Below are 13,735 nucleotides of genomic sequence, written 5' to 3'. Positions count from 1 at the left end.
TTCATAGGCCTGCCGGCAACCTCACGGCACCGCCTGCCTTGCGGTCGTTCAGGCGCTCAGTGGGGCGCCGTCGACGTACTTGGGTTCGAAGCGACGACCGTTGAGGCGCTCGTTGTCCGGGTCGTTCTCGATCAGCACCTGCAGCGTCTCGCTGGCGCGATCACGCAGGCCCATGCCGAGGTAGCCTTCGACCATCACCGCCAGGGCGTCGCGGGTAGCCTCGGCCTGGGGGTAGTTCTCCAACACCCAGCGACCCCGCTGCACGGCGGCCATGTAGGCCTTCTTGCGCAGGTAGAAGTCGGCCACATGCAGCTCTTGCTGGGCCAGCAGGTTGCGCAGGTAGATGATGCGCTGTTGCGCGTCCGGGGCGTACGGACTGTCCGGATAGCGGGTGATCAGGTCGGTAAAGTCGGTGTAGGCGTCTCGGGTAGCGCCGAGGTCCCGCTCCGAGATATCGATGACCTTGAGCGACTCCAGGCTGAAACGACCGGCCTGCCAGGCGGCCAGCCCGCGCATGTAGTAGGCGTAGTCGACCTGCGCATGGTTGGGGTGCAGGCGAATGAAGCGGCTGGCGGCGGCCCGGGCGGCTTCCCAGTCATCCATCTCGTAGTAGGTATAGATGAGTTCGAGCTGGGCCTGTTCGGCGTAGTCGCCGAAGGGGAAGCGGGTGTCGATGGCTTCCAGGCGGTTCATGGCCGTGGTGAAGCTGCCGTTCTCCAGGGCCTGGCGACCTTCCTGGTAGAGCTGGCGTTCGGTGGCGCCGTCGTAGCGCTCTTCCTCGACGTCGTTGCTGGCGCAGCCGCCGAGTACCGCGCCCATCAACACCAGGGCGCCCAGGCGAGCGGCGGAAGTAGTGAAAACGCGCATCTTGGTCCTCGTGTCAAACAACCCGGGTCGGCCGTGGTAGAATCGGCCGCGATCCGCCCACTATAAAGCACCTTGCCTGGAAACGCAGTCTTCCTGCTGCGGGCCACGTGTTTTGTGCGCGAGTTGCCATCAATCTTCGATCCCCACAGAGAAGTGTTCCGAACCATGTCACAGACCCTCGACGTCCACAGTCGCATTCCCCTCGACATGGCAGGCTATCGCCTGGACCAGGCCGCAGCGGAATTGTTTGCCGACTATTCCCGGGAGCGGTTGAAGGGTTGGATCAAGGACGGTTCCCTGACCCTGGATGGGGCTGCGGCCAAGCCCAAGGACAAGGTCCACGGTGGTGAAAGGCTGGTGCTCAAGGCCCTCATCGAGGATGACACTCGCTTCGAGGCGCAGGATATTCCGCTTGAGGTGGTGTTCGAGGACGACCAGGTACTGGTGGTCAACAAGCCGCCGGGGCTGGTGGTTCACCCCGCTGCGGGCAACCCCGACGGGACCCTGCTCAATGCCTTGCTGCACCACTTTCCCGACGCCGCCACCTTGCCTCGTGCCGGTATCGTGCATCGCCTCGACAAGGACACCAGCGGGCTGATGGTGGTGGCCAAGACCCTGGCCGCCCACGCTGACCTGGTGGCGCAGCTGCAGGCGCGTAGCGTGTCGCGGGAGTATGACGCCATCGTGGTGGGCAAGATGACCTCTGGCGGCACCGTGGATGCGCCGATCGGCCGGCATCCCAAGGACCGCAAGCGCCAGGCGGTTACCGCCTCGGGCAAGTCGGCGGTGACCCACTATCGGGTGGTGGAGCGCTTTCGTGCCCATACCCACGTCCGCTGCAAGCTGGAGACCGGCCGTACTCACCAGATTCGCGTGCACATGGCGCACCGACGCTTTCCGTTGATCGGCGACCCGGTTTACGGTGGGCGACTCAAGCTGCCGCCCGGAGCGGGGCAGACGCTCAAGGAAATCCTGCGCGAGTTTCCGCGCCAGGCGCTGCACGCGCGTCGACTGGCCTTCGTCCACCCGAGTCGTGGTGAGGAGGTCAGCTTCCAGGCGCCGCTGCCGGATGACCTGCTGATGCTGCTGGACTTCCTGCGTGACGATGCGGAGACCATGCAATGATCGATGCCCTCGACCTTCGCCCCAGCGTGATCGTGCCCGACTGGCCTGCTCCGGCCAATGTCGGTGCCTTCGTCACCACCCGCGAGACCGGCCCCAGCCAGGGACCCTACGCCGCCTTCAACCCGGCGAGTCACGTCGGCGACAAGCCGGAACATGTGGAGCTTTGTCGGCGCCAGTTGAGCAAGGAACTGGGCGATGAGCGTCCGCTGCTGTGGCTCGATCAGGTCCACGGCGCCAGCGTCCAGCATGGCTTCAGTGACACCATACCCAAGGCCGATGCCTCGGTGGCGACCACCCGTGACTACGCCTGCGTGATACTGACGGCGGACTGTCTGCCAGTGTTCTTCTGTGACCGTGGCGGGGAGCGCGTGGCGCTGGCCCACGCTGGCTGGCGCAGCCTGGCCGGTGGCGTGCTGGAGGCTACCGTGGCCTCCCTGGGCACTGCGCCTGGGGAACTGATGGCCTGGTTGGGGCCGGCGATCTCCAACGCTCAGTTCGAGGTCGGACCCGAGGTGCGTGAGGCCTTCTGCGGCGTGCACCCCGAGGCGGCCAGCGCCTTTGAACCGAGCCCCTATCGCCTGGGGCACTATATGGCGGACCTTTACAAGCTGGCGCGTCTGCGGCTTGAACGTCTTGGCGTCTCCCACGTCAGCGGCGGCCACTTCTGCACCGCCTGTGAATCACGCTTCTATTCCCATCGTCGTGACGACGGCGTCACCGGGCGCATGGCCAGCGTGATCTGGCTGCGATAGAACGGACCGACGTCGCACTTTTCCCGAGACTCCCCTCTAGACGTGAAACTGCTTCACTAGACTTGAAACGTCCCTAAAGCACCGCCATATCTCTGTCAAGTCACATTGACAGGGTCAAGCGGTGCGTCCGAACGCATCGCCATCCCGAAAGGAGATATCGATGCGTTTTGACAAGTTTACCGCCAAGCTGCAGCAGGCTATCGCCGACGCCCAGTCCCTCGCCGTGGGGCGTGGGCACAATCAGATGGAACCTGCGCACCTGCTGCTGGCGCTGCTCGACAACCGCGACACCGGCGTCAAGGCGCTGGTACAGAAGGCGGGGGGCGACGCCGGTCGGCTGCGTGACGCCCTGGCGGGCCAGATCGACGATCTGCCCCAGGTCGCCCAGTTCGACGGCGAAGTGCAGCCGTCCCGGGATCTGATCAAGCTGTTCAACCTCACCGATGCCGAGGCCCAGAAGCGTGGCGATCAATACATCGCCAGTGAACTGGTACTGCTGGCGGCAATCGCCATGAAGCATGCCGTGGCTAAGGCGTTGACCCAGGCTGGCCTTGCGCGCAAGTCGCTGGAGGGCGCCATCGATAGCGTGCGCGGTGGCCAGAAGGTGGATGACGCCAACGCCGAGGACAGCCGCGAGGCGCTGGAGAAGTACACCCTGGATCTGACCCAGCGGGCCGCCGACGGCAAGCTGGATCCGGTGATCGGGCGTGACGACGAGATCCGTCGCACCATCCAGGTGCTGCAGCGGCGCACCAAGAACAACCCGGTGCTGATCGGCGAGCCTGGCGTCGGCAAGACCGCCATTGTCGAGGGGCTGGCCAGCCGCATCATCAACGGTGAGGTGCCCGAGGGGCTCAAGGACAAGCGCGTGCTGTCGCTGGACATGGGCTCGCTGCTGGCCGGGGCCAAGTTTCGCGGCGAATTCGAGGAGCGCCTGAAGGCGGTGCTCAACGAGCTGTCCCAGGAAGAAGGGCGGGTCATCCTGTTCATCGACGAATTGCACACCATGGTCGGTGCGGGCAAGGCCGAGGGCGCCATGGACGCCGGCAACATGCTCAAGCCGGCGCTGGCCCGGGGTGAGCTGCACTGTGTCGGTGCCACCACCCTGGACGAGTACCGCAAGTACATCGAGAAGGATGCGGCGCTGGAGCGGCGTTTCCAGAAGGTGCAGGTGGACGAGCCCAGCGAGGAAGACACGGTGGCGATCCTGCGTGGCCTCAAGGAGCGCTACGAGGTGCACCACGGCGTCGACATTACCGACGGCGCGATCATCGCCGCGGCCAAGCTGTCGACGCGCTACATCACCGATCGTCAGCTGCCGGACAAGGCCATCGACCTGATCGACGAGGCGTCGTCGCGCATTCGCATGGAGCTCGACTCCAAGCCGGAGGAAATGGACCGTCTGGATCGTCGCCTGATCCAGTTGAAGATGGAGCGCGAGCACCTCAAGAAGGAAACCGACGAGGCCTCGCGCAAGCGCCTCGATACCCTTGAGGAACAGATCGGCGAGCTGGAGCGCGAGTACGCCGACCTGGACGAGATCTGGAAGGCCGAGAAGGCCAGCATCCAGGGCGCGGCCCAGTTCAAGGACGAGTTAGACCGGGCGCGGGTCGACCTGGAGCAGGCTCGCCGCCAGGGCGACCTGGGGCGGATGTCGGAACTGCAGTACGGGGTGATTCCGGAGCTCGAGAAGAAGATTGCCGAGAGCGGCGATGCCGAGGCGGACACTCGTCACCACAAGCTTTTGCGCTCCAACGTCACCGAGGAGGAAATCGCCGAGGTGGTGTCACGCTGGACCGGTATTCCGGTGGCCAAGATGCTCGAGGGCGAGCGCGACAAGCTCCTGCGCATGGAGGAGGCCCTGCACGAGCGGGTCATCGGTCAGGACGAGGCGGTCACCGCCGTGGCCAACGCGGTGCGGCGCTCCCGCGCGGGCTTGGCCGACCCCAACCGGCCCAACGGCTCCTTCCTGTTTCTCGGCCCGACCGGGGTGGGCAAGACCGAACTGTGCAAGTCGCTGGCCAACTTCCTGTTCGACACCGAGGAAGCCATGGTGCGCATCGACATGTCCGAGTTCATGGAGAAGCACTCGGTGGCGCGGTTGATCGGCGCGCCTCCCGGCTATGTCGGCTATGAAGAAGGCGGCTACCTGACCGAAGCGGTGCGCCGCAAACCCTATTCGGTGCTGCTGCTCGACGAGGTGGAGAAGGCCCACCCGGACGTCTTCAACATCCTGTTGCAGGTGCTGGAGGATGGTCGCCTGACCGACGGCCAGGGGCGCACGGTGGATTTCCGCAACACCGTCATCGTGATGACCTCCAACCTGGCGTCCGACATCATCCAGCAGTTCGGTGGTGACGACGCCGACTACGACAGCATGCGCCAGACGGTGATGGAGGTGGTCGGAAGCCACTTCCGTCCTGAGTTGATCAACCGCATCGATGAAGTGGTGGTGTTCCACGCCCTCGGTCAGGATCAGATCCAGGCGATCGCCGGCATCCAGCTTGAACGTCTGCGCACGCGGCTGGCAGAACACGATCTCGGGCTCACGGTCTCCGACGAGGCGTTGGCGCTGTTGGCGGTGGTCGGCTTCGACCCGGTCTATGGTGCTCGTCCGCTCAAGCGCGCCCTGCAGAGCCGGATCGAGAACCCGCTGGCACAGGACCTGCTGGCCGGCAAGTTCAGCGCTGGCGACGTGATCCGCGTGGTCGCCGACGATGGTCAGTTACGTTTCGACCGCTGACCACGGGTCGATCACGCAAGAAGGCCCCTTCATCGAGGAGGGGCCTGATGCCTTCGGCTGGCATTCGTGCATGATGGGTAATTCGAATACCCATTCTCAAGCAAATGGTTAATCGGTCGCTATACTGAAGGTCAGGTTGCGTCCTGTGACCCCCTTGCCCGCCCGGTTCCCCACCCGGCGGGCTTTTTCGTGGCGTTCATCAAGGCTTGGGTTCTGCCCGAAAGGGCAACGAGCGCGGGCTTATTCTTGCCAAGCCCTAGCGCGTCGCCCGGGCGCCGGACAGGTGCACGCGTCGCAGGCGTACGTTGTCGCCCACCAGGTGCTTTTGCAGTTCCTCGAGACTGACGTTCTTGGTCTCTGGCATCAGGAATATCACGAACACCAGTTGCAGCAGCATCATTACCGCGAAGAAGGCGAACACCGGCCCGCCGCTGAAGGTGCCCAGCACCCAGGGCATGACCAGGGTGATCAGCGCAGCGAAGACCCAGTGGATCGAGGCACCGAAGGATTGGCCGCGGGCACGCACGTGGTTGGGGAAGACCTCGGAGATGAACACCCAGATGACCGCACCCTGACTGATGGCATGGGCAGCGATGAACAGTCCCAGCAGCAGCGGGACTTCGAGTCCGCCCAGGGCGTCGGCGAAGAAGGCGCGAGAGATCAGCACCAGCGACACTAGATAGCCGGCCGAGCCGATGAACAGCAGGGTACGGCGGCCGAAGCGGTCGATCAGCGACATCCCGATCATGGTGAAGACCAGGTTGACCAGACCAATGCCGGCGGTGGACAGAAGCGCTGCCTGGCTACCGAGTTCGGCGGCTTCGAGCACCCGGGGGGCATAGTAGATGATGAAGTTGATGCCCGAGAGCTGGTTGAAGAAGGCTATCAGGAAGGCCAGCAGAATCGGCAGACGATAGCGACGCGAGAAGAAGGGGGCCTTGGCGGACGCTTCGTCGGTTTCGGCGGCGCGAATGGCGTTGATCTCGGCGTCGACATCGGCATCAGGGTTGATCTGGCGAAGTACCTGGCCTGCTTCCTCGATAGCGTTCTTCTTGAGGATGAGCCAGCGCGGACTGCGCGGGACACGGGTGATCATCAGGGTGTAGATCAGTGCAGGGATGGCCTCGATACCCAGCATCCAGCGCCAGGCGTCGTCGCTCATCAGGCTGCCGATCACATAGTTGGAGACGAATGCCATGAGGATGCCGAAGACGATATTGAACTGGTACATGGCGACCAGAAAGCCGCGATGGCGCGGCGGGGCGATCTCGGAGATATAGGTGGGGGCCGCCACCGAGGAGATGCCGACGCCGATGCCGCCGATCAGGCGGAAGAAGGCGAACAGCCAGGGGTCGGACACCACCGCCGAGCCCACCGCGGAGACCAGGTACAGCACACCGATCATCAGCAGGGTGGCGCGCCTTCCCAGCGCATCGGTGGGCCAGTTGCCGAAGATGGCACCGATCACGGTGCCCCAAAGGGCCATGGACATGATCAGCAGGCCATGCTGCAGGTCGCTGAGACCCCACAGCGCCTGGATGGGCTTGTCGGCCCCGGAGATGACCGCGGTGTCGAAGCCGAACAGGAATCCTGCCAGCGCCACGGTGATGGACCATTGCATGATGCGAGACATGTAGTGCTACCTCCTGTGAAAGGGGGGCGTTGTTGTGGTTGTCGAAAAGACCTTGTGGTTGTCTAGAGAAATCCTTGGATGAATCGATTCTCTCTCGAGGCGTCAGCGATCCAGATGGCAAGTGTCAGCGCCCCGATTCGAAAGCTCGGCGAGTCGTCCGCTGATCCTCAGCGGTGCCGGTCAGTCCCGGGGCGGGGCAGAGAGAAACTCTCCTGCCGTCATGCTCCGGCTGTCGTGGCGACTTTCCGCCGCACCCTCTCCATCGGTGTCTGGTAAAGTAAGTGAATCGTGTCACCTGGCGTCATTACAGCAGCGTCATGGCCAGATTTCGAGAAAACGGCGTTAGACATTGGTCTTGCTGCACCCGCGAAAAGAGGCCTTTCAGAGTGCTCTGACCGAGCGCGATGGGAACGGCGGTTGACAGTCACAGAGCGCTATTGGAATCTTGAGGGTTCCTGACTGCGGGCGCGGCACGATGGGTGACCCCCAACGCCGCGTGAAGGGTAGGCCAATGGGCCTCTACCCGCCGAAGGACTACCAGGTTCGGGTTAACCGCCCCGCCTGGCCAACGCCCCGACGCGGTGACCCGCCGTGATGAGAGTGCAGGCCCCAACCGGGCCGACGGACGCCAGGGTTTGGCATCAGGTGCCGGTGCGCCGGCAGCAGCATACCGCTGCACTCGACTTCGTACCCACGACAGGTGCGAATCGCACTCGAGACCTCCAGGGGAGATACATCTGTGGAATTGCTTTCAGGCGCGGACATGATCGCCCGCTTCCTCCAGGATGAGGGCGTGGAATACATCTACGGCTATCCGGGCGGCGCCGCACTACACATCTACGATGCCTTGTTCCGTCAGGACAAGGTCAAGCACATCCTGGTTCGCCACGAGCAGGCCGCGACCCACGCCGCCGACGGCTATGCCCGGGCATCCGGCAAGCCCGGGGTGGTACTGGTCACCTCGGGTCCGGGGGCCACCAATGCGGTGACCGGCATCGCCACTGCCTATATGGACTCGATCCCGATGGTCGTGCTCTGTGGTCAGGTGATGAGCCATCTGATCGGTGACGATGCCTTCCAGGAGACCGATATCGTCGGTGTCACCCGGCCAATCGTGAAGCACAGCTTCTCGATCAAGCACCCGAGCGAGATTCCCGAGGTGCTCAAGAAGGCCTTCTACCTCGCCGCCACCGGGCGACCCGGTCCGGTGCTGGTGGATATACCCAAGGACATGACGGCGCCCACCGAGCGCTACGAGTACGTCTATCCGAAGAAGGTCAAGATCCGCTCGTACAACCCGGTCAGTCGCGGCCATACCGGACAGATCAAGAAGGCCGTCGAGCTGATGCTCAAGGCCCGTCGTCCGGTGTTCTACACCGGTGGTGGCGTGGTCCAGGGGCGTGCTTGCGAGGGTCTGACCGATCTGGTCAAGCAGCTCGGTTTTCCGATCACCACCACCTTGATGGGCATCGGGGCTTACCCCCAGAGCGACGATCAGTGCCTGGGCTGGCTCGGCATGCACGGCTCCTATGAGTCCAACATGGCGATGCATCACGCCGACCTGGTGATCGCCATCGGCGCGCGTTTCGACGATCGTGTGACCAACAATACCTCGAAGTTCTGCCCCACGGCCAAGATCATCCACGTGGATATCGACCCCAGCTCGGTGTCCAAGACGGTGCGCGCAGACGTGCCCATCGTTGGACCTGCGGCCAGCGTGATCAACGAAATGATCAGCCTGGTGCAGGGCCATGAGATCGCCAATCCCGACGCGCTCAAGGACTGGTGGAAGACCATCGATGAGTGGCGCGACGAGCGCAAGGGCAAGCTCTACGAGCCGTCCAGGCCCGGCGAGGTGCTCAAGCCGCAGGAGGTGATCGAGGCCATCTGCCGGGTGACTCGTGGCGAGGCGTACGTCACCACCGACGTGGGTCAGCACCAGATGTTCGCAGCCCAGTACTACAAGTTCGACAAGCCTAACCGGCTGATCACCTCCGGTGGACTCGGCACCATGGGCTTCGGTTTTCCCGCGGCCATGGGCGTCAAGCAGAACTTCCCCGATGAGGAGGTCGTCTGCGTGACCGGCGAAGGCAGCTTCCAGATGATGATGCAGGAACTCTCCACCTGTAAGCAGTTCGGTGGTGGGGTCAAGATCATCAATCTCAACAACGGCTCGCTGGGCATGGTGCGCCAGTGGCAGGACCTCAACTACAAGTCCCGCCATGCTCACTCCTACATGGAGTCGCTGCCGGACTTCCAGATGCTGATCGAGGCCTACGGTTTCACCGCGCTCAGGGTCGAGAAGAAAGAGGATCTGGAAGAGGCGCTGGCGCGTACCTTCGCTGACACCCATGAGCTGGTGTTCCTCGACGTCGCGGTGGACCCGCACGAGCACGTCTATCCGATGCAGGTGCCTCTGGGCTCCATGCGTGACATGCTGCTTTCCAAGACGGAGCGGACCTGATGCGACATATCATCTCGATTCTGATGGAAAACGAACCGGGTGCGCTGTCGCGGGTCGTGGGGCTGTTCTCCCAGCGCAACTTCAACATCGAAACCCTCAACGTGGCGCCCACCGATGACCCGACCCTGTCGCGTCTGACCGTGACCACCGTCGGGGACGACCGGGTGATCGAGCAGATCACCAAGCACCTCAACAAGCTGATCGACGTGGTCAAGCTGGTGGATCTCACCGAAGGCAACCATATCGAGCGTGAGTTGATGCTGGTGAAGGTCAAGGCGCTGGGCGCTGCCCGCGATGAGGTCAAGCGCACGGTAGACATCTTCCGTGCCCAGATCGTCGACGTCACCCCGAGTCTGTACACCGTGCAGATCACTGGCGATGCCGAGAAGCTCGACGCCTTCCTGCAGGCGATGGGCCCCGTGGGCATTCTCGAAGTAGCGCGCACCGGCGTCTCGGGTATCGCCCGTGGTGACAAGGTGCTGAGCCTCTAGCAAGCCGCTGGCCCTGGTGGGCAGCCGGTGAACCTGTTACGCCGCCTCTCGGGGCGGCGTTTTCGTGCCCGGCCTCAACGCTCCACGACTTCCTGCCACAGGGCGTCGATCAACGGGCTCTTCAGGCGCCGCTCCAGCACACAGAGGCCCACGTCGTAGTGCGGCAGTTCCGGCTTGACCGGGAGTATTCTCACGCGTTCGGCCAGCGGGCTCGCCTCCAGCACGATGCGTGGCACCACACCGATGCCGAAGCCGAGTCCGACCATACTGACGATGGCTTCGTGGCCGGCTACCTGGGCGTAGATGGTCGGCGTCACGCCCAGCGCCTTGAACCAGGTGTCGGCCAGTTCCCGCGATAGCCCAGCCTCCGACAGGATCATTGGCACCCCTTGCCACTGTGTCTGGCTCGGGCTCATCGGTTGCTGCGGAACCCACGGTCGTTGCTCTTGTGGGGCGATGAACACCAGTGCCGAGCGGGTCAGCGACTTGAAGGCGAGACCATCGGGCAGGCGGCGCGGGCGTGAGGTAATGGCCATGTCTTCGTCGCCGGCCAGCACTCGCTGGATGGCTCGGGCTGGGTCGCCGGTGTGCAGCTTGAGCTCGATGGCGGGATAGCGCTGGCGGAAGTCGGCCAGCAGGCTGTAGAGAAAGCTGTAGCTCGCGGTCACCGAGCAGTAGATGCTGATTTCACCACTGAGGCGCTTGGCCTCGCTCTGCAACGACAGGCGGACCTGTTCCCACTCTTCCAGGGCTTCCTTGGCATAGCGCTGGAAGCGCTTTCCCTGGGGGGTCAGCACCACGTGGCGATTGTCACGGTTGAACAGCACAACGCCGAGCTGTTGTTCCAGTTGGCGAATGGAGCGGCTCAGAGTCGATGGGCTCACGTGGCAGGCCTCGCTGGCACGGCCGAAGTGCAATGAATCGGCCAGCATCAGAAAGTGCTTCAGGGGGCGGAAGTCCATGGGGAGTCCTGACCTGTAATTGCATATTTTGGCACGTAGTATTGCAAATATAGCGTTTTACGCAACACGGGCGCTGGCGTAAGGTGGGATGCATCGACGGAGGGCGAGCCCCCTCGTCTGCCCAGCGCCGCACAAGACGGCGCGGGTGGCCATCAACGCTGAACGCAACACGACACAGACAAGATCTCTTCTATCGCCGAGCAGGCACTCGTTTTCAGGAGCACCAGATGCGCGTTTATTACGACAAGGACTGCGATCTTCAGCTGATCCAGAACAAGCAGGTCACCATCGTCGGCTACGGCTCCCAGGGCCACGCCCACGCCAACAACCTGAAGGAATCCGGTGTCAGCGTCACCGTCGCGCTTCGCCCGGGTTCTTCTTCCGCCGCCAAGGCGGAGGCCGCCGGCCTGAAGGTGGCCTCTGTGGCCGAGGCTTGCCAGTCCGCCGACGTCGTCATGGTGCTGGCGCCGGACGAGAACCAGAAGGCCATCTACGAGCAGGAAATCGAGCCGAACCTCAAGGAAGGCGCTACCCTGGCCTTCGCCCACGGCTTCAACATCCACTACAACCAGATCGAGCCGCGCAAGGATCTGGACGTGGTGATGATCGCCCCCAAGGCGCCGGGCCACACTGTGCGCTCCGAATTCGCCCGTGGCGGCGGTATTCCTGACCTGATCGCCATCCACCAGGATGCCACCGGCCAGGCCAAGGAACTCTGCCTGTCCTACGCCGCCGCCATCGGTGGTGGCCGCAGCGGCATCATCGAGACCACCTTCAAGGACGAGACCGAAACCGACCTGTTCGGTGAGCAGGCTGTCCTGTGTGGTGGCGCTGTCGAACTGGTCAAGGCCGGCTTCGAGACCCTGACAGAAGCGGGCTACGCCCCTGAAATGGCCTACTTCGAGTGTCTCCACGAGCTCAAGCTGATCGTTGACCTTATGTACGAAGGCGGCATCGCCAACATGAACTACTCCATCTCCAACAATGCGGAGTATGGCGAGTACGTGACCGGCCCTGAGGTCATCAACGACGAGTCGCGTGCCGCCATGCGAAACGCCCTCAAGCGTATCCAGACCGGCGAGTACGCCAAGATGTTCATCAACGAGGGCAACAGCAACTACCCCTCGATGACCGCACGTCGTCGCCTGAACGCCGAGCACGAGATCGAGCAGGTCGGTGAGAAGCTCCGTGGCATGATGCCCTGGATCGCCGCCAACCAGCTTGTCGACAAATCCAAGAACTGATGGGTTCCTGGTAACCCATCGTCGGGCTTGCCCGCCGATGGGGACAGAAACGGGGGAGGAGCACACTCAGTGCTCCTCCCCCGTTGCGTCATGGGTGAACGACTGAGTGGTCATGGTGCTGCCGCATGAATCCTGCGCTGTGCCTTGCGTTTGGCCCGCAGGTGCCCGAGGCTGGAGGTAGAGGACGGCTGCCGCGAGGTTGGCGGTAACGGCCGGCCGGTCGTGTAGAATGATCCCATACTCGAAGCCAATGGATGACAGAGATGAGCGAAGACGCAGGCAAGCGTGAGCAGGAACCACGAGAGCCCCAGGATGAAGATCTGGCCAGCGCCTTCATGCGGGAATCCGAAGTCGTGGAAGAAGCGGTCGAGGACGGCAAGAAGGTGCGACGGCGGGGGATCTACCTGTTGCCGAACCTGTTCACCACCTCGGCGCTGTTTTCGGGATTCTTCGCCGTTGTCGCCGCCCTCAATGGCGATTTCACCGCCGCTTCGGTGGCCATCTTCATCGCCATGGTGCTCGATGGCCTCGACGGCCGGGTAGCCAGGCTGACCAATACACAAAGCGAGTTTGGCGCCGAATATGACAGCCTTGCTGACATGATCTCCTTTGGCATGGCGCCGGGGCTTGTCGCCTTTACCTGGATCCTGCAGGACATCGGCAAGACCGGATGGGTGGTGGCGTTCCTGTACGTGGCCTGTGCGGCGCTTCGCCTGGCGCGGTTCAACGTGCAGATCGGCAGCGTCGACAAGAAGTGGTTCATCGGCTTGCCCAGCCCGTCGGCGGCGGCGCTGGTGGCGGCCAGTGTGTGGACGTTCCACAGCTTCGACGCCACCGCTCTTGGCTTCAAGCTGTTGATGCTGCTGGTGGTGGGGGCGGCTGGCATTTTGATGGTCAGCAACATTCGCTACTACAGCTTCAAGGATGTCGATCTCAAGGGGCCGGTGCCCTTTGTGGCCCTGCTGGCCATCGTGCTGGGATTTGTCGTGATCTCGATCGAGCCGTCGGTCATGCTGTTGCTGCTGTTCGGTACCTATGTGGCGTCCGGTCCGACGATGGCGCTGATGCGCAAGCTCAAGACCTAGCCCAGGATCATCTTGCGGTAACAATAGAGGCCGATGTGAGCAGCAAGCCCAACGCTTCGTTATACTGACGACCGACAGGAACGCCCGCCTAGCGCGGGCGTTCCTGTTCTTGTATGAGTGCCGAAAGCGCCTTCTGGGGCAGTCTGTGCATTCATCCACAGGGGGTTCCATAGAGCGGTGTGGACAAGATGGTGCCGCTGTTGGATCAACACTGCTCGATGATCTGGCATTTTTTTACGAAAAGCGCTTGCCAAGGCCGGCCCCGATCCGTAAAGTACGCATCCGCTGCCGGCGACGAGCAAACGTCACAGGCGGTAAAGAGTGGTAAAAGTGATTGTTTTGAAAAGGCTTTTTCAAGTCTTCGAAAAA

At 63.0% G+C, this 13,735-nt stretch carries 10 protein-coding genes; 7 read left to right on the top strand and 3 right to left on the bottom strand.

Annotated features, from left to right (window positions below; translation table 11 throughout):
* Window positions 1–48: 48 nt before the first annotated feature.
* Window positions 49–867 carry an outer membrane protein assembly factor BamD gene (locus RBB39_RS19330; protein WP_045994250.1) on the bottom strand — a complete coding sequence of 273 codons (819 nt, stop codon included), beginning with the start codon at window positions 865–867 and terminating at the stop codon, window positions 49–51.
* A 165-nt stretch (window positions 868–1,032) separates the two neighbouring features.
* On the opposite strand from RBB39_RS19330, the gene rluD reads away from it, so the two are divergent.
* The 3 genes from rluD (at window position 1,033) to clpB (ending at window position 5,487) form a co-directional block, all read left to right on the top strand.
* The gene (rluD, locus tag RBB39_RS19325; protein WP_045994251.1) at window positions 1,033–1,992 is read left to right on the top strand and encodes a 23S rRNA pseudouridine(1911/1915/1917) synthase RluD; all 960 of its coding nucleotides are present in this window, start codon (window positions 1,033–1,035) and stop codon (window positions 1,990–1,992) included.
* Window positions 1,989–2,744 carry a peptidoglycan editing factor PgeF gene (pgeF, locus tag RBB39_RS19320; protein ID WP_045994252.1) on the top strand — a complete coding sequence of 252 codons (756 nt, stop codon included), beginning with the start codon at window positions 1,989–1,991 and terminating at the stop codon, window positions 2,742–2,744. The genes rluD and pgeF overlap by 4 nt, the downstream gene beginning before the upstream one ends.
* Window positions 2,745–2,904: 160 nt before the next feature.
* Window positions 2,905–5,487 carry an ATP-dependent chaperone ClpB gene (clpB, locus tag RBB39_RS19315; protein WP_045994253.1) on the top strand — a complete coding sequence of 861 codons (2,583 nt, stop codon included), beginning with the start codon at window positions 2,905–2,907 and terminating at the stop codon, window positions 5,485–5,487.
* Between the two features lie 256 nt (window positions 5,488–5,743).
* Here the strand turns inward: clpB and RBB39_RS19310 are convergent, their stop codons facing one another.
* Window positions 5,744–7,120, bottom strand: a complete 1,377-nt coding sequence (locus tag RBB39_RS19310; protein WP_045994254.1) for a sugar porter family MFS transporter — start codon at window positions 7,118–7,120, stop codon at window positions 5,744–5,746.
* Window positions 7,121–7,859: 739 nt separating this feature from the next.
* On the opposite strand from RBB39_RS19310, the gene RBB39_RS19305 reads away from it, so the two are divergent.
* Window positions 7,860–9,584 carry an acetolactate synthase 3 large subunit gene (locus RBB39_RS19305; RefSeq protein ID WP_045994255.1) on the top strand — a complete coding sequence of 575 codons (1,725 nt, stop codon included), beginning with the start codon at window positions 7,860–7,862 and terminating at the stop codon, window positions 9,582–9,584.
* Window positions 9,584–10,075, top strand: coding sequence for an acetolactate synthase small subunit (gene ilvN / locus RBB39_RS19300; RefSeq protein ID WP_045994256.1), 492 nt, complete (start codon window positions 9,584–9,586; stop codon window positions 10,073–10,075). Before RBB39_RS19305 ends, ilvN begins: the two co-directional genes overlap by 1 nt.
* Before the next feature lie 74 nt (window positions 10,076–10,149).
* On the opposite strand, the gene ilvY is transcribed toward ilvN, so the two are convergent.
* A complete protein-coding gene (gene ilvY, locus RBB39_RS19295; protein ID WP_045994257.1) occupies window positions 10,150–11,037 on the bottom strand; it encodes an HTH-type transcriptional activator IlvY in 888 nt (295 codons plus the stop codon).
* A gap of 83 nt (window positions 11,038–11,120) precedes the next feature.
* Here ilvY and ilvC point away from each other — a divergent pair, with 83 nt between their 5' ends.
* Entirely contained in the window at window positions 11,121–12,281 is a 1,161-nt protein-coding gene (gene ilvC / locus RBB39_RS19290; protein ID WP_258184008.1) for a ketol-acid reductoisomerase, read from the top strand.
* A 263-nt stretch (window positions 12,282–12,544) separates the two neighbouring features.
* Window positions 12,545–13,366, top strand: a complete 822-nt coding sequence (pssA, locus tag RBB39_RS19285; RefSeq protein ID WP_045994259.1) for a CDP-diacylglycerol--serine O-phosphatidyltransferase — start codon at window positions 12,545–12,547, stop codon at window positions 13,364–13,366.
* Window positions 13,367–13,735: the final 369 nt, after the last annotated feature.

The sequence above is a fragment of the Halomonas sp. MMSF_3323 genome (genome assembly GCF_030733595.1).
GTDB lineage: Bacteria > Pseudomonadota > Gammaproteobacteria > Pseudomonadales > Halomonadaceae > Halomonas > Halomonas litopenaei.
This window is presented reverse-complemented; position numbering and strand designations above follow the sequence as displayed.